Genomic DNA, 17,129 nt, shown 5'->3' with positions numbered 1-17,129 from the left:
CGTGATCCGTGTCGGCGTTTGTCGCCCCCATCGCCGGATCCCTCAACCGTCGCATCGCGGAAACGCCAATATGCCCGAACGCTTCAAAACCGTTGCCCGCAGCATCCTGGGGCGGCCCTTTGCGCTGACGCTCACCTTGGCCGCCGTGGCGGCGGTCGTGGCGATCGTGCTGCTGGTGCGGCCGCCGGCGATCGGCTTCGTGACGAGCGTGCTCGTGCTGAGCGCACTCGGCTGGCACCTGACGCAAGACTTGTCTGACAAGGCCGGCGCGAAAGACGCGCCCTCCCAGGGGCGGCCGCCGGCCGACGATGCGTGAGTCTCCCGCGGGCGGACCGGCTAGGCGATCGGTGCTCCGGCGCCCTCGTCGCCTGCCGGTACAGAGCAGGCGCCCTCCGGCAGCCGCAGCCGCCAGCCCAAGCCTCGTATGAGGCAGAGCAGGGCGATCGCAAGCAGCGGCGCCAATTGGTTGAGATAGAATTCGAGCCTCAGCAGGGGGAGATTCGCCCAGCCCATTTGCATGGCTATGATCGCCACTGAGCCCAGCATGCCGGCAACGCAAAGCGCGGCCCCAGCAAGCCGCCACTCGAAAGAGAAAGCCGCTAATGCGGCGCCGAGCGCCACAGCGAACTGGAAAAGGTAGTACGGCGCACCGATCAGCAGGAGCTGGCTTAATCCGATGGTAAACGCACCGGATTGCATGGCGGCCTGCTGCCAGGAGAGAAGGACCGCGGCAACCGCCGAGGCGGTCAGTAGGTCGACCGTCCGCAGGCCGACCTCACGCGGCTCGGGCGACTCTTCGCCGAAGGCGACTACCCCGAACCATGGCCGGAAGAGAATCAGCAAGCCACCGGTGAGGGCTTGGTTCATTCCCCACGGACTGAGGAAGATGTTTGGCAGCCGGCCTTGGAGTGTAAAAATCCAATAATCGAAAGAGTTTCGAATGACCTCGAGACCTGCTGAGAAACAGAGAGGCGCCATAAGCAGCACAGCAGCCGCCAAGAGCAGCCTCAGCGGCGCCCGTCCGCGGCCAAGGCCGACATAGACCGTCAGCATCGGGCCGAGGGCGGCGATCGGCAGGCGGGCGTAGGGGGACAGGTCGCCCAGCTGTTGCGGCGCCAGCCGCTGCACTGTTCCGGCGATCGCCCCGAGCAGCAGCGGAACGGCTGCGGCCAGCAGAACCAGCAATTGGCGGGATTGGCTCTTCGTCATGAAACGCGGAGGGTTGGGCGTGGAACACGAGACGATGCTTAGAGTCGGCGGCGCCGTACTTTACACCTTTCTTTCCGCTTCTGCCCCCCGGTTCAAGCTCGATCGGTTGATAAGGTGCTTCGGTAGCATGTCCCCTATTACTCGCTTGGCCCAGCCGCACGGCCGGCACGGCGCGCCAACGAATACAGGCTCCACGGCATCGCTACGAAACTAATCAAATTGAGGGCGACGACGCCAGGCAGGGCGCATCGCAGCGCGATCAGAGAGAACGCCAGGGCGGTCGCGGCGGTTGTGACCAGCAGGTCAAAAACGGTGAGCCCCTGGCGCCGGACGAGAATAACGGCCAAGGCGCCCCAGTACGCGATGAACATCGCGTAGGGGCAGCTCCATGCGACGCCGCTCGTTCCCACAAGCAGATTGAAACCGCTCGGTTCACGCATCGGGTGCGAGGAGGGCGGCACATGAAATCCGCACATGTTGCCGTCAACTCGTTCGTCCCAGACGGCGCGGCCCGGTTCGAGGTGCTGGGTGGTGATGAACAGGCTGCTCAACCGATGGTTCGACAAACAGCCGACAGCGAAGAAGCGGCAGTCCCACCTCGCGGAGACACAGTTCGGGACATCGTCCGGGAAGAGAGGCGGCGGCCAGCTGACCACCGCGAACACGACGCTCAGCGCGAGCATCGTGAGGGCGTCGGCGACGTTCGTTTTCATGGCCACCGATCGCATCGTGTTGAGACGACACGACGATTGGCTCGGTTCCCTGGCAGGTGAGTTTTGCTGCCCGGTTCATCGCTATTCAGGGGGACCGCGTAGGCGGCTGTGGTTGCGAGATCAGATGAGTTGCGGCAGGATTATGCAGCCACAGATTCTTCGAGCACGTCTTTTTCCGGCAGCCGCAGCCGCCAGCCCAAACGCCTAACGAACCAGATCGCGGCGATCGCAAGCACCAAGGTGAGCGGCTGCGGGAGGTATTCTAGCGGTGACCATGAGAGCCCTGCGGAGTGCTGGGAATACATAATGAATATCTGAGAGCCCAGCAGACCGCCCGTCGCTATCGCGGCCCCTACGAGTCGACGCTCGGACAATCCCAGCAATGCCACGCCGAGCGCTTGGGCCGCAAGGAATAGGAAGTATGGCAAGGTGAGGAAGAATTGACTCGGTTCGGTGGAGAGCACGCCCTTGGGAAGACCCATCTGACGCCAGGCGAGTAAGAGGGCGGCGACCACCGTGGCGGTCATTAAGTCAAACACTCGCAGCCGGGTTTCGTTCGGGTCGGGCGTCTCTTCGCAACGTGTGATCACCCCCGCCCACGGACGGCAGAGGAAAAGCATGCCGCCGGTGATTGCCTCGTTCATCGCCCAGGGCTTCCTGCATAGTTCCGACAATCGAGCCCACACCACCGACGCCCCGAATTCGGAGAATTCGAACGACATATCGAAACCAAGCAGGGATCCTAGCGTCAGAACGAGCATCGCGCCAAAGGCGATAACCAGCCGTTGCAGCACGAGTCCGTGGCCGAGGCCTACGTAAACCGACAGCAACGTCCCGGCGGTGGTGAGGGGAAGATTCGCGATTAGGAACGCTACGGTTAAGTAGGATTGCGCCCAATGATAAGTTGCGCCAGAGACTAGCCCAAGCAACAAGGGCGTCGCCACCACGGCGATCACTAGCAGGGCCTTTTGCTTCGGTGTCATGCGGAGGATTCTAGCAAACGCCGTCGGCGCCGGTGGGAGAAACTCGCGGCCGGCTGCCACATCCGCCGGTTCCTGGCCTGCCCGAAGGGCAGACCCTTCCCAAAGGGCAAACCGTGCCCGAGCCGGCCTCGGCGGCACTCTTGCTCATTGCTACGGCCTTCGTCAGAAGTCGCTGCTATCAATTTGAGAAATGACGCTGCGTCCGTACAGACATTTGGCTAATCTCACCCCTTGTATCTCACACGCAAGGAGCGAGGCCCAATGGTTGCCTTAGTCATTTTGATTGGAGTATTGCTATCGGCTGTTGGCTATTTCTGGTTGCTCACGACCACGGTACGAGCAACCGATGCCCCGACTCCGATGGTGCTCATGCTTCTTCTGGGAACTTTGTTCGGCGTCTCACAGGTGATCCTGTGGGTCTTCTCCTACAAACGCTGGGATGTTTGCAAACGCCCATTCCTCACGCAAATGGCTGGTCTGGCGATCGCAGCTTTCGGGTTCTGGATGTTGCCAGCGGCGTGAAACGAGACCGATTTAGAGCGGTTATCGAATTGGTGTGGACGAGCGGGGAAGCGATTGGCGGCGTGGCGAGGAAGCCGAAGCAGGCAATGCGGTGCATTGTCGATGCAGGCTGACGAAGCCATGACGCCGATCGCTAGCCGAGCGTCTGCACCAATGAGCAAACCGCTCTAGCCTCGGTCTGTTTGCGCCGGAGGATCGATCAGCCGAGGGGCGTATGTCTAGCTTGTTCCGCTGGAACGGAACCGGACGTTTAAGCGCCGTGGCTGGGGGCCTCTCCTGAAAAAACGATTCGAACTCGGCTATGATGGGGCCTGTCCCACCCGCCCCCAAAGACCAACGCACGCCACGATGAGCGACCCCACGCTGTTCGACGCCGGCAAGCCCGGCGGCAAGACCAACGACGAGGCGTCGTCGATCGTCGCCCTCGGCGAGATGACCGACGGCCAAGAGGGCGACCTGTTCGCCCTGCTGGCCGACAAGCAGACGCTCACCACCAAGGACGGCAAGCCTTACTACCGCGTCACGTTCCGCGACGCCCGGCGCGACGTGTCGTTCCCCATCTGGGGCGACGCCCCGCTGGCCGACGCCTGCCGCGACCAGTGGCAGGTGGGCGGCTTCTACAAGCTCCGCGCCTTGTACCGCGACACGAACTACGGCCCGCAGCTCGACATCCGCCGCATCCGCCCGGTGGAAGACGCCGACACGGCCGACGGCTTCTCGCCGTCGATGTGCCAGCCGAGCTCGCGGTTCGACTCGGCCGAGATGTTCGCCGACCTGGTGGAGCTGGCCGGCGGGATCGAAGACAAGCCGCTCCGCACGCTGGTGCTCGACCTGCTCGAGACACACCAGGTGGAGCTGTTGGCCTGGCCGGCGGCCAAGACCAACCACCACGCGTTCTACGGCGGCTACCTGGAGCACGTCAGGAATGTCGCCCGCAACGCGGTCTACCTCGCCAAGCAGTACCAGGAGCTCTACCCCGACATGACGCCGCCCTTGGACGTCGACGTCGCGACGGCGGGCGCCATCCTGCACGACATCGGCAAGCTCCGCGAGCTGCGGCTCACCCCGGCCGGCGCCGACTACACGGCCTCGGGCTCGATGATCGGCCACATCCTGCAGGGGCGCGACATGGTGCGCGAGACGGCCGCCCTGCAGGCCGAGGCGGGCGAGCCCTTGAGCCCCGAGCGGCTGCTGCGGCTGGAGCACGTGATCGTCTCGCACCAGCGGCTGCCGGAGTGGGGCTCGCCCAAGCCGCCGATGACGCCCGAGGCGCTGATCGTCCACTTCGCCGACGACTGCGACGCGAAGTTCCAGATGATGCTCACCGTGCTGGGCGGCGACACCTCGGGCGCGGCGATGACCGGGCGACGCAACGTGCTGGGGCAGCAGCTTTATCTCGGCGGGGAATGAGTCTCACGCAAAGGCGCGAAGTCGCAAAGAGTCAGGGGCTCACTTTCTTTGCGCCTTCGTGCCCTTGGGCGAGACGAAGATTGCAAATGTGAAAATGAAAATTTGCAATCGCCCCTTTGTCCCGAGCCGCCTCAGCACGGGCCGCGAGTCGATCGCCGAACGCGGGCCCGGCAGAGGCCCATCGGCGCCAGCGCCAGCAGGCTCCAGACCGCCAGGGTGGTCGGCTCGGGGACGGTCGTCACGGTCAGGCTCCAGGCGTTCAGGCTATGCGCCAAAGAAGAGTTGTCACGGACCGTGATGGTCCACTCGCCGGTGGGGTCTTCCCCGATGAAATCGGCCAACAGGCCGCTGGCCGGGGCGAACGTGCCGGGCGTGATGGTTTCGCCCCCTTGCGTCGCCCCGCCGTCCTCGAACGTCAGGTCGACCAGTATGCTGGAGCCAAAACCAGATGTATATGTAAATTTTGATATCAGCTCGACGGTGGATCCCGACGGGCTCGTTAGCAGCAAGGACAAATCTTCCGGAAACACATAAATCCCAGCCACGGTGGTTGTTCCGTCGGGGTTAATTTCCCTCCCACTACTATTACTACCAGACGAGGTCACGTTCGCGGTGACGACAACGCTGAGGATGCTCGCGCCCGGGGCGGAGAGCGAGAGGGTACGCGTGGCGGTGGCTCCCTCGACGACGACCACGCCGCCGCCCGGGGAGCCCGTGGGCCGGTAGTCCGCGCTGGCGGTTAGGATCGAGGCCTGCGCCGCGGACGCGGCGACACAAGCGAGCAAGGCGGCGAAAGCAAGCGGACGGCTCATCGCGGTATCTCTCGGTAGAGGCTTGATTACGGCCGGAGGCGGCCGGAGGCGGCCGGAGGGGCAGGCGTGCGAATCGATCTGTGAGGGGCCCACCCTTTTGGGAAACTGCAATCCTATAATGCGGGCGATTCTAACCCCCGCTAACGCAACGCTGAAGCACGCCGGTAAGATTTTTCCTGCTTTTCTCGACGTGTCGTGGCGCAGCAGGCCCTGTTTAGGGGGGCGCGCTGGACCTACAGGCAAGATCGCGGCGCCCGGGGCGAATAGCAGCCATTCCCCACCCGCTCACGCAGGAGATTCGATGAACCCCGCCCTCAACGCCGCCACCAACTCCGCCGCCACGAACGCCGCCGTCCAGCAGGCGATCGCCAACAGCATCCGGGCGAGTGGCGTGCTCGTGCGGATGGAGCCGGGGGACTTGCTCGGCCTGCTAGGACGCACCGCCGAGCCGCTGGTGGTCTACGCGATCCAATCGGGCTTCTTGCAGAAGACCAAGCACCAGTACCTCACCAGCTACAAGGGGCTGGCGTTCTTCGCCCACAGCGACGAGCCGATCCAGTTGCCGCGCGAGGCCGAGGTCGTGACGGCCGACAAGATCGGCATCCCGGGTTGAGGAGGGAACGCGTCCGCAGCCCGCGTCCTAAGCCCGGGCGCGGGATTGGGTCATTCCTGCGTCGGCGTCGCCGACTCGTAGAACTCCACGAGGTCCGCGCGCAGTTGCTTGAGCGCCGGCTCGTACACGTACATCATGTGCCCCCCTTCGTAGAACTTCATCGTGAAGTTCTCGCGCAGCTCGGGGGCGAGCATCAGGTGGTCGCGGGTGTACTTCATGGCGAACTGCGGCGTCGCGAGGTCGTAGTAGCCGCAAGCGGCGAACGCCTTCAGATGCGGGTTGATCGTCATCCCCTTGCGGAGCGTCTCGCTGGCGTCGACGTAGCTGTTGGTGAACGGCTTGTAGTTCCACGGCCGCACGTCGCCGGTGAGCACCTCGTAGACCCGCTCCTCCTCGTAGCCGAGATCGTTGCGCAAGTAGTCGTACAGCGCCCCGGCGAAGAGGCCGTCGATTGCCGCGCCGCTCGGGTCGTAGTCGTACGACTCGCCGGCGTTGGTGCGGTCGAGGCCGGTGAACCGGCCGTCGTAGCGGCCGACCGTCTTGCCGCGGTCGCGGAGCAGCTCCTTACCGAAGTTCCACATCCGCACCCGCAGGTTCGAGTCTCGCACGTAACGCTCGCCGAGGCCGGTGAGCCGCGAGTACTCGGCCACGACGGCGTCGAACTCTTCCTGGGGAAGCGAGTCGCCCCGCAGCAGGGCGTTGGCGTAAGGGCCGTAGGCGAACTCCTCGGCGCGGGCGACCACCTCCTCGAGCGTCAGCGCCTGCAGCTCCTCGCCGAGCGCCTTGTGGTAGTGGGCGGTCGCCGTGTAGCTCGGCAGGAACAGCAGGTAGGGGCGGTCGTTGTTGTCATCGAACGCCAGGGTCGAGAAGTCGACCACGGCCGACACCAGCACCACGCCGCTGAGGTACATGCGGTAGCGCTCCTGCAGCGTGCCGCAGAGACCGGCGGTGCGCAGGCCGCCGTAGCTCTCGCCGAGCACGAACTTGGGCGAGGCCCAGCGGCCCTGCTTGGTCGTGTAGTCGTGGATGAACTGTCCGACGCTGCGCAGGTCTTCCTTGTAGCCGTGGAACTGGTCCTTCTTCTCCCCTTCGGCCGGTCGGCTGAAGCCGGTGCTGACCGGATCGATGAACACCAAGTCGGTCACGTCGAGCAGCGAGAACGGGTTGGCGACCGCCCGGTACGGGGGCGCGGGCGTCGAGGCGTCGTCGGGCACGATCACCCGCTTGGGCCCGAGCATGCCCATGTGCAGCCACACCGACGACGAGCCGGGGCCGCCGTTAAAACAGAACGTGATCGGCCGCTCGGTAGCGCCGTCTTGCTGGTCGTCGACGCCGTCGGTCCGCTCGTAGGCGATGTAGAAGATATGCGCCTTCTCCTCGCCCGCGTCGTTCTTCATCGCCATCTTGCCGGTCGTGGCGCGGTAGGCGATCTCCTTGCCGGCGATGGTGGTCTTGTGCTCGGAGACGACCGGCGGGGGGAGCTGGTCGTCAGACTTCTCTTCGCCCTTGTCGGACTTCGCCTGCCCGGCCTTGGCTTCGTCCTTGGGAGCGTCGTCGGCCCGAGCCGGAGCGGGGCCGCAGAGGATCACGGCGGCGAACGCCAGCGAGGCGAGCCAGCGGAGCGAGGGGATCGTGGAGGGCATCAAAGTGTCTGATCTAGGTGGAAAGGGCAGGGCGGGGGAAGGCAATCCGAGAGCCTGAGGCGTCCTAAAGTGTAGGCCAAAATCGAGTCCGCCGCAGACGCACGATCCCTGCGCTATCGGCCGGCTTTTAGAGGGGCTGACAGCTCAGCGGGAAGACCGTCAACAGCACGCCGGCGATCGTCCGCGATGACGCTGCACGGAGGCGACGATTGAAAATTGCAAAGTGCAAATTTGAAAGTGCAAATTGGCAAGCCTCATTCAAATTCCAACCGGATGACTTCCTGCCCTGGGTCGATCTCTGAGGGCGATTCGCGCGCGGTGACCTGGCTGCCGTCGGGCAAGCCGATGCCCTCGCTGTCTTTGAGCTGGGCGCCCTTCTCGAGCAGGTAATGCGTCACGTTGTAAACGGCGCCGACCAGCCGCTGCGGGTCGCCCGCGAAGTGGGGGACTTCGAATTCCGGGTAGCCGAGCGCTTCGAGGCCGGTGGTGAACATGCCAAAGCCCTCGCCGCGCGGGTTCGACGGGTCGTGTTCGTAAACGCGGAAGTCGATCCACAGGTGCAGCGGCAAATCGTCGGGCGACGACTTGGCGGCCAGCTCGGCGAACGGGGCGGGCTCGTGCACCGCGCCGCTCGCCCCCCACACGACGCCCACGGCGGGCGTTGCGTCGACCACGGCGGACACCAGGCGGGTGAGCCGCGTGCAACGCTCGATCGGCTTGCCGCGCTCGTCGATCAATGTGACGAACAGGTGGTCGGTGTGATGGCGCAACGCGTCTTCGGCGCCGGGCCAGTACCACGCCGTGGCGCACGGCCCCTCGAGCCGCTCCCACGGGATCGCCTTTTCGACGAGCGTCAGGTTGACGGTGGTCGAGGTGTCGCCGCCCAAGGTGAGAGTGAGCGACCGATCGGTCTGGCTGGCGATCGCGAGCGGCGGCTCGTCAGGAAACCGCGCAGCGAACGCGCCGATCAGTTCGTCGGCCTCGGGCAGGGCGGGTTGGTCGAGCGCGACGAGCGCGAGCCATGGAGAAGATGTGTTCATGATGATCTGGTCGTTCTACAGATGGAACGCGGATGCACGCGGATTGAACGGATGCAACGCGGATTAAATCGATCCGCGTGGATCCGTCCAATCCACGTTCACCCGCGAGCTGTTCTTGGTCTTTCTCTAAGCGGAACGGACGGCTTCAACCACGCGGGCGTGGCCGGCGAGGTCTTTGATCGTGGGGCGACGCCCGAGGCCGGGGGTCGCCTCGATCAGCCGCTCGACACGCTCGGCGATCGACGGGCCGATCTCGATGAGCAGCCCGCCGCCGGGCGCCAGACGCCCGGCCGCCTGCGCGAGCAGCGGCTCGATGACGGTCACCCCCTCCGGGCCGCCGTCCAGGGCGAGCCGCGGCTCCTGGTCGCGCACTTCCGGCTCGAGGCCGGCCAGCTCGTTCGTCGTGACGTACGGCGGGTTGCTCACGATAAAGTCGAACCGCACGGGGTCTTGAACGGCGCCCAATAGATCGCTCTCGACGAACCGGATGCGGTCGGCCACGCCGTGCTTCTCGGCGTTGCGCTGCGCGACGGCCAGGGCGGCGGGGCTCTTGTCGATGGCCGTGAGGCTCGCCTTCGGCGCCTGCTTGGCGACCGCCACGGCGACCGCGCCGCTGCCCGTGCCGATGTCGGCGATCACGGCCTCCGGCTGCTCCCGTTCTTTGAGCCGGTCGAGCAGCGTGACGACCAGCAGCTCGGTCTCGGGCCGCGGGATCAGCACGTCGGGCGTGACACTCATCTCGAGCGAATAGAACTCGCGGTAGCCGACCACGTGGGCCACGGGCGAGCCGCCCGCGCGGCGGCGGACCAAGTCTTTGAACCGCGCCCTGGTCTCGTCGTCGGGCTTCTCTTCGAACGCCGTGTAGAGCGCGATCCGCGGGCAGCCCCGGGCGTGGGCCAGCAGCACCTCGGCGTCGAGCCGAGGCGACTCCACGCCGCGCTCGGCGAAGTAGTCGGTCGTCCACGTGAGCAGCCGGCCGATCGTCCAGGGGGCTTCTTCGGTCATGCTCACCTAAGTTAACGTCTAAAAAGAACCACGGAGGGCAAGGATGGGCACGGATTGCAGGTTGAGAATGGCCACAAAAAGGCACGAAGAGGCACAGCAGAAGACTCAGTTCGCCCCGTGATGGGAGGGCTGGCCACACTCATCAACTCTCGTGCTTTTTCCTGCCTTTTTATGGCCATCGTCCATCTGTGCCCATCCGTGTAATCCGTGGTTAAGAAATCAATCGAGCCCGCCCATCTGGTCGCGGATCTGCTGGCGGTCGTAGTCAATGAGCGCGTCGGTCACCATCTGCAGCGAGCCGGCCAAGATCTGGTCCAGCTTGTAGAGCGACAGCCCGATGCGGTGGTCGGTCAGGCGGTTGTCGGGGAAGTTGTAGGTGCGGATCCGTTGGCTGCGGTCGCCCGAGCCGACTAGGCCCTTGCGCTCGTCGGCCCGCTTCTGGTCCTCCAGCTCGCGCATCTTGTCGTACACGCGGCTCTTGAGCACGCGCAGCGCCTTGGCCAGGTTCTTGTGCTGCGACTTCTCGTCCTGGCACTGCACGACGATGCCGGTTTCGTGGTGCGTGAGCCGCACGGCCGACTCGGTCTTGTTGACGTGCTGGCCGCCGGGGCCGCTCGCGCAGAACTTGTCGAGGCGGTAGTCCTCCGGCTTGATGTCGATCTCGAGGTCCTCGGGCTCGGCCATCACGGCCACGGTGGCGGCCGAGGTGTGGATGCGGCCCTGGGTCTCGGTCTCGGGGACGCGCTGCACGCGGTGCCCGCCGCTCTCGTACTGCAGCTCGCGGTACACGCCGTCGCCCTCGAAGGCGAGCGACAGGTCCTTGAAGCCGCCGAGCTCGGTGGCGCTCATGTCCATGACCTCGATCTTCCAGCGTTTGGTCTCGGCGTGGCGCTTGTACATCTCGTAGAGATCGCGGGCGAACAGCGCCGCCTCGTCGCCGCCCGTGCCGGCGCGGATCTCCATGATGCAGCGCGTGCGGTTGGCGTCGTCGCCGCCCAGGGTCATGCCGAGCAACTCGTCCCACAACACCTCGCGCTCGTCGATCAGCGCCGGCAGCTCGGCCTCGGCGAGCTCGCGCATGTCGGCGTCGTCGCCCTCGGCGAGTTCACGCGTGGCGGCGATCTCGTCGGTCAGCTCGCAGAAGCGGCGGTACTTGCCCGCCAGCCGGGTGAGCGAGCCGTGCTCGCGGGCCGTTTGCGCAAGGCGGCCGGAGTCGGACAGCACCGCGGGGTCGACGAGGTCGCGCTCCAACTGCTCGAAACGGGCCAGCTTGCTCTCGAGCAGTTCGCGCATGGCTAAGAAGGGAGGGGCGGGGTGGGGTGAAAAAGAAAAAGGGGAAAGACGAAAGCGGAATTCGGAAACACGCCGCGGCCGGTCGTCGGCCTGCGAGCGGCGTTTCCTCTTTCGCCTTTCGCCTTTCCCCTTCGGGAAGCACGCCGGTCGCTCAGTGGCTGAGTGACCGCCGCGCTACTTCTTTTTCTTGAGGCTGGCGTAGCCGGCCGCCGAGAACTTCTTCTTGAACTTGTCGATCCGGCCCGCCGTGTCGACGAACTTCAGCTTGCCCGTGTAGAACGGGTGGCAGGAGTTGCAGATGTCGACCCGCAGCTCGGGACGCGTGCTGCGGGTGGTGAACGACGCGCCGCAACCGCAGGTGACCTGCGTCTCGACGTACTTGGGGTGGATGTTCTTCTGCATGTCCGCGATCTCCGCCGATGCTCTGAGCGTCCGGCTGTTGTACGGACGCCGCACGGGCGCACTAGGGAAAGGACCGAATAAAGGGCTAAGCCCCGTACTATACGCGGCTTGCGGCGATCGCTCAAGGGCTGAAGGCGCCGTGGTTGGGGGCGAGAACGGGCGGGATCTCACGATTTCTCAGGACCTGCGGATTGCCCGTCATCCGGGGGGGCCCCCTCCGCCCGTGTGATCCGGTCCCTTTTTATGCGGGCCGAGGCGATCGACGAGCACCGCGTCGATCAGCAGCTGGGCGGCGTGGTAGGCGATCATCGGCAGCACCACGAGCCCCCCCGCGGCGCCCAGGCCGAGGGTCCCCAGGCTGAGCGACACGTCGAGCCCCACCGCCAGGGTCTTCTGGCTGCCGGCGACCGCCACGGCGAGGGTGTCGGCCCGCGCGAGTCCGGCCGCCCGCGAACTGCCCCAGCCCAGGGCGAACAGGGCGAGGTGGATCGCCGCCACGGCGGCGAGCATCGCCGAGCCTTCGGCCAGGCCGAACGCGCGCGAACCGTCGTCGCCGACCGCCGCGAGCGCCTCGCCCGCGCGGACGGAGCCAACGAACACCATGACGAGCAGCCCCAGTTGGGCGACAACGCCCAACGACGGTTTGTGACGCGTGCACCACGCGCTGCACGCCGCGGGCCGGCGGAGCAGTTGCCCCACGGCCAATGGCGCCACGACGATCGTCAGCAGCCGCACGGCCATCGCCGAGAAGTCGGCCTCGAAGCGCGAGCCGATGAGCAGCGCCGCCCCGGCCGGCAGCACGAGGAAGCACGCCAGGTTGGTCACGACCGTGACCGCCACCGCGATGGCGTCGTTGCCGCCGCCGCGGCGGGTCCACACCGCGGCCGAGGCGATCGTGCACGGCACGAGCGACGCGACGACGAGCCCCACGGCCAACGGCGCCGGCAGCAGCGGCGAGACCAGCCAGGCCAGCAGCGGGGCGGCGAGCGCGTTGATCGCCGAGGCGATGACAACGCCCCGCAGGGCGCCGCGTCCGCCCAGCGATCGCATCAGATCGATCGGCAGCGACATCAGCAGCATGATCGTCGCGATCAACAAGTCACGCGGAACGGCCGCGGCGAGCGGGCTGAGCGCGGCGGGCGCCGTCATCCCCAGCGTGAGCAGCACCGCGAGCGCGGCGAGGAACCATTGCCGCAGCAAGAATCGTGGCAGTCGGCCGGCGGTTGGCGGGGTAGTCATCAATACGGTTCCGTAGCGAGCTTTCTCGATCAGTCGTGGTTAAGCGTTAACCAACCGAGTCAGCCCCGACAGATCCCGCATGAAGACCCCTCCGTCAGTCGCCCCGCAAGCGGCGGGCGCGCAGCTTGTCGCCGTGGCTCTGGGGCGAGTCGCTCGCTTCGAGCAACTCGGCCGCCTTGGCGCTGTCGCCGAGCGCCTCGTGCGCGCGGGCCAGGTTGTAACGCACCGCGTCGGCGTGCGACGCCGCCTCGGGGGCGTCGAGCGCGCTGTTGCCGAGCCAGCGGATGGCGTTCTCGGGGTCGCCCTCATCGTAGCTCAACAGCGCGAGCTGCAGCGTGGCGGTCAGCTTGGCCGAGAAGTAGATCCTGCGTTTCTCGTCCGACTCGAGGCGGTCGAGCTCGCTCGTCGTGGGACGCACCGACGGGTCCATGTAAAGCCGCATCGCGTCGCGGTGGTCGTTGGCGCCGTCGTCGAGCGCGTCGCTGCTCGTCGCCCCGGCGGCGATCAGCTTGCCGCGGAAGTGCATCGCGCGGGCCTTCCACAACGCCGGGCGCCAGGCGTACGGCAGGAACGCCCTGACCGCCTGAGCCCGGGCGGGCGGGCCGACCGTGTGCTTGCGGTGGATCACCTCGAACGGGGGCGCCCAAAGACCAACCGGTCGCTCGCCCGCCGCGGCGGCGAGCCGCTCGGCGAGGGCGTCCGCGTCGACCGTGGCGACAATCGTGTCGCTGGCGGGCAGCTTCTTGGCGAACCGGCCGGCACGCATCGTCAGAGCGAACGGATCGGCAACGACCAGCAATTCGGCATCCGCCAAGGCCTCGGCGGTGAGCGGGTAAGGCTCGTCGTCGAGGTCGAGTTGGCGGAGCAAGCCGTCGTTCGATGCGGCCGCGGCGAGCGTGGCGACGCCACCCTCCTCGCCCGCAATCGGCAGGCCGAGCGTCGGGTCGAACAGGTAGACCTCGTCGGCGATGAGCACGCCGGCGAGCGGCGGCGCCCCTTCGGCCGCGACCGCCACGACCGGCAGATTCAGTTGCCGGCATAGAAGGGCGAACACCTCGAGCCGGCTGTCGGCGGCGCCGCGGCCGTGCAGCAGCGTCTCCCAGGCAAACTGCGGTGGTGTTTCCTCTACGAGCTGCACGTTGCGGACGACCCAGTCGAACAAGGCCTCGGCCTGACCGAGCGGTTGCAGCTGGTCGGCGGCGACCCAGCCCGCCAGGTCGCGCGCCCACACCAGGCCCTCAAGCACCCGCGTCTCGTGCGGTTGGAACAAACGCCCTGAGAGCGCCTCGTCGGAGAGCCGCGGGGCGAGGTGCTCCGATCCGGCGACGTCCGCCGGCAGTGTGGCGAGCAACGCGGGCCGCTCCCACGTGTCCGCTTCGTCTTCGGGCAGCTGACGCATCCACTGGTTGAGCCGTTCGGTGAGCTGACCGATCGCCTGGTCGTCGGGCGCCGGTTGCCAGCCGAGCGGCGGGTCGCGGCGGTTGGCGTAGGCGGCCAGCCGCGTGCTGATGTCGTCCATCCGGTCGTCGATGTTACGCCACACCTCGAGCTTGAAGCCGGGCGGGCCGATCGGCTGCGGCAGGGCGTTCTCGACGATCAACGCCGCCTCGCTGAGCACCTGCGCGACGGTCAGGTCGATCGCCTCCATCGTGACGATGTCGGCCTCACCCGCCTCCTGGAGCCGCTCGCGGCTCTCGCGGTCGAGCAGCACGTAGTACTTGACGATGTCGCCCGGCTGCACGCCGGCCGACCGGAACCGGGCGTTCTGGGTCGGCACGCCGATCAGGTTGACGGGCGAGTTCTCAACCCGCGGGTTCGGCGCCGCGACGGCAAGCACGTCTTCGCGGTCGGCGCTGTTGCGCGAGTTGAGCACCACCACCGGCGGCCGCAACTCGAGCTGGGCCGCCTCGGGCAGGTTGCGCAATTGGCCGACGATCGCGTCGAACAGCGCGTTGCTCTGGCTGACGCGCTGGGCGGCGGTGCGGTGGGCGCTACCCGCGCCGGGCCCGCGGCGCGGCGTGCGCTGCTCGCAGCCCGCGGCGACGATCGCCACGAGCAGCAAGCCCGCGATCGCTAGTCGCATGGGGCGCCGATTGGTTGTGGGTCGGGGGAGGAAATGCATAAGCAGTGCGAGAGCGAGCGGAAAGCCGTGGGTACGCTTGGGGGGAGACACTGTGTCGCTCTATTCTAAGTCCGCGGGCGGGTGTCAGACAGCCTCCAACGTGGCGGCGCGCAGCCGCAGAAGCCTCTGTAGCAGGGCCGGCAGCTCGTCCAGCGGGACCATGTTCGCCCCGTCGCTAGGCGAGGTGTCGGGCTCGGGGTGGGTCTCGAGGAACAAGGCGTCGACGCCGATCGCCACCGCCGCCCGGGCGAGCGGCTCGACCATCGCCCGGTTGCCCCCGGTGGCCGCGCCCAGGCCGCCCGGCTCTTGCACGCTGTGCGTGGCGTCGAACACCACCGGCACGCCGAGCTCGCGCATCTGCACGAGCGCCCGCATGTCGTTCACCAGCCGGCCGTAACCGAAGAACGTGCCGCGCTCGGTGAGCAGCACGTTATCGCAGCCGCTCGTGGCGAGCTTGTCGACCACGTGGCGCATGTCCCAGGGGGCCATGAACTGGCCCTTCTTCACGTTGACCGCCTTGCCGGTCTTGGCGCAGGCGACCAACAGGTCGGTCTGCCGGGCGAGAAACGCCGGCACCTGCAGCAGGTCGCAGGCCTGGCCGACCGCCTCGGCCTGCGACGCCTCGTGCACGTCGGTCGTCACCGGCGCGCCGAACGTGTCGCGCACCTTGGCCAAGATCCGCAGACCCTCGTCCAGGCCGACGCCGCGCTCCGCCTGGGCGCTGGTGCGGTTCGCCTTGTCGAACGACGCCTTGAAGACGAGCCGCAGGTCCATCTCAGCGGTCGTCCGAACGAGCGACTCGGCGATGCGGAGCGTGAGCTCCTCGTTCTCGATGACGCACGGGCCGGCGATAAGCAGCAGCGGCTCGCCGGGGCCGCAGCGGTGGTTGGCGATCGACGCCGGAAGGTGGGGCACTGGTGGGGCTCTTCCGTGGGGTGGCTTAACTAGTTTCGGCCGCGCGATCGGCGCCGGAGGCTTCGGGCAGGGCGGCATCGGGCAGGGCGAAGCCGAGACGCTCGGCGATCGTGCGGCTAACGACCATCGTCATCCGCCCCGGCACGACGGCGAGTCGCACCGGCAGGAAACCGCCCGGGTCGCCGTCCAATTGGTACGGGATCGGCGCAGCCCCTTCGGCCTCGACAAGGCACTCGGCCACACGCATCGTCTCGACGCTCTCGAGCCGGTGGTGCCGGCCGAGCACAATGTTGCCGAGGTACCAAAGCCCCGCCATCAGCTGACCGCGTTGCAAGACGCACAGGTCGGCCAGCCCGTCGGCGCCGTCGGCGTGCGGCGTGATCGGCAGGCCCGAAGCATAACGCGGCAAGTTCGAGGCGAACAGCCAACTGCCGCGGGCGAGCTCTTGCGGCTCCGCGGCGGCGCCGTTGGGCCCGCCCTCGGGCGGGACGGCTGTGACCCGCATCTTGGGGTAAGGGTATCGGGCCAAGGCGCGGAAGATCGGCTTGGCGTACGCCAGCCGTGTGATGTGGCCGCGGCGGGCGGCGTGGACGCGCCGCACGACCTCGGCGTCGAACCCCGCACTGATCAACAGCGCAAACAGCCGGCCGTTCGCCACGCCCGCGTCGAGCCGCACGGCGACGCCCTCCTTCAGCAACCGTGCGACCGAATCGCCGCTGCGGCCGTAGCCGAGGTATCCGGCCAGCAGGTTCTCGGTGCCGCGCGGCAACACGGCGAGCGGCGTGGCGGGCTCGGTGCTGTTGAGCGCGGCGCCGAAGGTGCCGTCGCCGCCGACCGTCAGCACGCAGCGCAGGTCGCCGCTCGCATGCGACTCCATCGCGGCGTCGTGCAACGCGGCGAGTTCGCCGATCTTCTCGACCTCGTAGCCATGCTCGGCAAGCTCCGAGGCGACCACATCGGCCAGCCCCCGCCGGCGAGCCGCGCCCGCCATCGGGTTGACCAACATCAGCACCCGACGCCCTTCGCCAAGTGGCTCGGCGAGGCGGCGCTGCGGGTCCCGCACCTCAGCATCGGCGATCGGGGGCGAGCCGGCCGGTGAGGCTGGCGACCCGTTTGGCAGTGATTCGCTGGAGTCGATCAAGGCGTCGCGGGTGGGGCTGGATGAACTTCAAATACATCAATGGGGACGTCTCACTTTGATACGAACG

General features: G+C 67.0%; 18 protein-coding genes. 5 read left to right on the top strand and 13 right to left on the bottom strand.

Features of this window, described 5'->3' with window-relative positions; translation table 11 throughout:
* The first annotated feature begins 70 nt into the window (after positions 1–70).
* The gene (locus Mal64_RS19270) at positions 71–316 is read left to right on the top strand and encodes a hypothetical protein (protein ID WP_146403452.1); all 246 of its coding nucleotides are present in this window, start codon (positions 71–73) and stop codon (positions 314–316) included.
* Between the two features lie 20 nt (positions 317–336).
* Here Mal64_RS19270 and Mal64_RS19265 read toward each other — a convergent pair whose 3' ends face one another.
* The 3 genes from Mal64_RS19265 to Mal64_RS19255 all read right to left on the bottom strand — a co-directional run bounded on the left by Mal64_RS19265 (position 337) and on the right by Mal64_RS19255 (position 2,905).
* On the bottom strand, positions 337–1,209 hold the full coding sequence (locus Mal64_RS19265) for a hypothetical protein (RefSeq protein WP_146403450.1): 873 nt from the start codon (positions 1,207–1,209) through the stop codon (positions 337–339).
* A 137-nt stretch (positions 1,210–1,346) separates the two neighbouring features.
* A complete protein-coding gene (locus Mal64_RS19260; RefSeq protein ID WP_146403448.1) occupies positions 1,347–1,928 on the bottom strand; it encodes a hypothetical protein in 582 nt (193 codons plus the stop codon).
* A 134-nt stretch (positions 1,929–2,062) separates the two neighbouring features.
* Positions 2,063–2,905, bottom strand: coding sequence for a hypothetical protein (locus Mal64_RS19255; RefSeq protein WP_146403446.1), 843 nt, complete (start codon positions 2,903–2,905; stop codon positions 2,063–2,065).
* A 32-nt stretch (positions 2,906–2,937) separates the two neighbouring features.
* Here Mal64_RS19255 and Mal64_RS20510 point away from each other — a divergent pair, with 32 nt between their 5' ends.
* From Mal64_RS20510 to Mal64_RS19240, 3 genes are all read left to right on the top strand, one after another.
* Positions 2,938–3,099 carry a PEP-CTERM sorting domain-containing protein gene (locus Mal64_RS20510; protein WP_146403444.1) on the top strand — a complete coding sequence of 54 codons (162 nt, stop codon included), beginning with the start codon at positions 2,938–2,940 and terminating at the stop codon, positions 3,097–3,099.
* 67 nt (positions 3,100–3,166) lie between these two features.
* The gene (locus Mal64_RS19245) at positions 3,167–3,427 is read left to right on the top strand and encodes a hypothetical protein (RefSeq protein WP_146403442.1); all 261 of its coding nucleotides are present in this window, start codon (positions 3,167–3,169) and stop codon (positions 3,425–3,427) included.
* A gap of 348 nt (positions 3,428–3,775) precedes the next feature.
* Positions 3,776–4,837 (top strand): 3'-5' exoribonuclease YhaM family protein, encoded by a 1,062-nt coding sequence (locus Mal64_RS19240; RefSeq protein WP_146403440.1) that lies wholly within the window; start codon positions 3,776–3,778, stop codon positions 4,835–4,837.
* A 131-nt stretch (positions 4,838–4,968) separates the two neighbouring features.
* On the opposite strand, the gene Mal64_RS19235 is transcribed toward Mal64_RS19240, so the two are convergent.
* Positions 4,969–5,649 (bottom strand): proprotein convertase P-domain-containing protein, encoded by a 681-nt coding sequence (locus tag Mal64_RS19235; RefSeq protein WP_146403438.1) that lies wholly within the window; start codon positions 5,647–5,649, stop codon positions 4,969–4,971.
* A 301-nt stretch (positions 5,650–5,950) separates the two neighbouring features.
* Between Mal64_RS19235 and Mal64_RS19230 the strand changes: the two genes are divergently transcribed.
* On the top strand, positions 5,951–6,262 hold the full coding sequence (locus tag Mal64_RS19230) for a hypothetical protein (RefSeq protein ID WP_146403436.1): 312 nt from the start codon (positions 5,951–5,953) through the stop codon (positions 6,260–6,262).
* A gap of 50 nt (positions 6,263–6,312) precedes the next feature.
* Here Mal64_RS19230 and Mal64_RS19225 read toward each other — a convergent pair whose 3' ends face one another.
* The 9 genes from Mal64_RS19225 to Mal64_RS19185 form a co-directional block, all read right to left on the bottom strand.
* Positions 6,313–7,905, bottom strand: a complete 1,593-nt coding sequence (locus Mal64_RS19225; RefSeq protein WP_146403434.1) for a S10 family peptidase — start codon at positions 7,903–7,905, stop codon at positions 6,313–6,315.
* A 254-nt stretch (positions 7,906–8,159) separates the two neighbouring features.
* Positions 8,160–8,945, bottom strand: coding sequence for a DUF4261 domain-containing protein (locus Mal64_RS19220; RefSeq protein ID WP_146403432.1), 786 nt, complete (start codon positions 8,943–8,945; stop codon positions 8,160–8,162).
* 126 nt (positions 8,946–9,071) lie between these two features.
* Complete coding sequence (gene prmC, locus Mal64_RS19215) at positions 9,072–9,950, bottom strand: peptide chain release factor N(5)-glutamine methyltransferase (RefSeq protein WP_146403430.1); 879 nt, start codon at positions 9,948–9,950, stop codon at positions 9,072–9,074.
* A gap of 219 nt (positions 9,951–10,169) precedes the next feature.
* On the bottom strand, positions 10,170–11,243 hold the full coding sequence (prfA, locus tag Mal64_RS19210; protein ID WP_146403428.1) for a peptide chain release factor 1: 1,074 nt from the start codon (positions 11,241–11,243) through the stop codon (positions 10,170–10,172).
* 174 nt (positions 11,244–11,417) lie between these two features.
* A complete protein-coding gene (rpmE, locus tag Mal64_RS19205; RefSeq protein WP_146403560.1) occupies positions 11,418–11,645 on the bottom strand; it encodes a 50S ribosomal protein L31 in 228 nt (75 codons plus the stop codon).
* Positions 11,646–11,843: 198 nt separating this feature from the next.
* A complete protein-coding gene (locus Mal64_RS19200) occupies positions 11,844–12,884 on the bottom strand; it encodes a bile acid:sodium symporter family protein (RefSeq protein ID WP_146403426.1) in 1,041 nt (346 codons plus the stop codon).
* Positions 12,885–12,978: 94 nt separating this feature from the next.
* On the bottom strand, positions 12,979–14,967 hold the full coding sequence (locus tag Mal64_RS19195) for a tetratricopeptide repeat protein (protein ID WP_146403424.1): 1,989 nt from the start codon (positions 14,965–14,967) through the stop codon (positions 12,979–12,981).
* A 123-nt stretch (positions 14,968–15,090) separates the two neighbouring features.
* The gene (gene kdsA, locus Mal64_RS19190) at positions 15,091–15,921 is read right to left on the bottom strand and encodes a 3-deoxy-8-phosphooctulonate synthase (protein ID WP_231993882.1); all 831 of its coding nucleotides are present in this window, start codon (positions 15,919–15,921) and stop codon (positions 15,091–15,093) included.
* Between the two features lie 25 nt (positions 15,922–15,946).
* Positions 15,947–17,062, bottom strand: coding sequence for a diacylglycerol/lipid kinase family protein (locus Mal64_RS19185; protein WP_146403420.1), 1,116 nt, complete (start codon positions 17,060–17,062; stop codon positions 15,947–15,949).
* Positions 17,063–17,129: the final 67 nt, after the last annotated feature.

This window comes from Pseudobythopirellula maris (assembly GCF_007859945.1).
Classification (GTDB): Bacteria; Planctomycetota; Planctomycetia; order Pirellulales; family Lacipirellulaceae; genus Pseudobythopirellula; species Pseudobythopirellula maris.
This window is presented reverse-complemented; position numbering and strand designations above follow the sequence as displayed.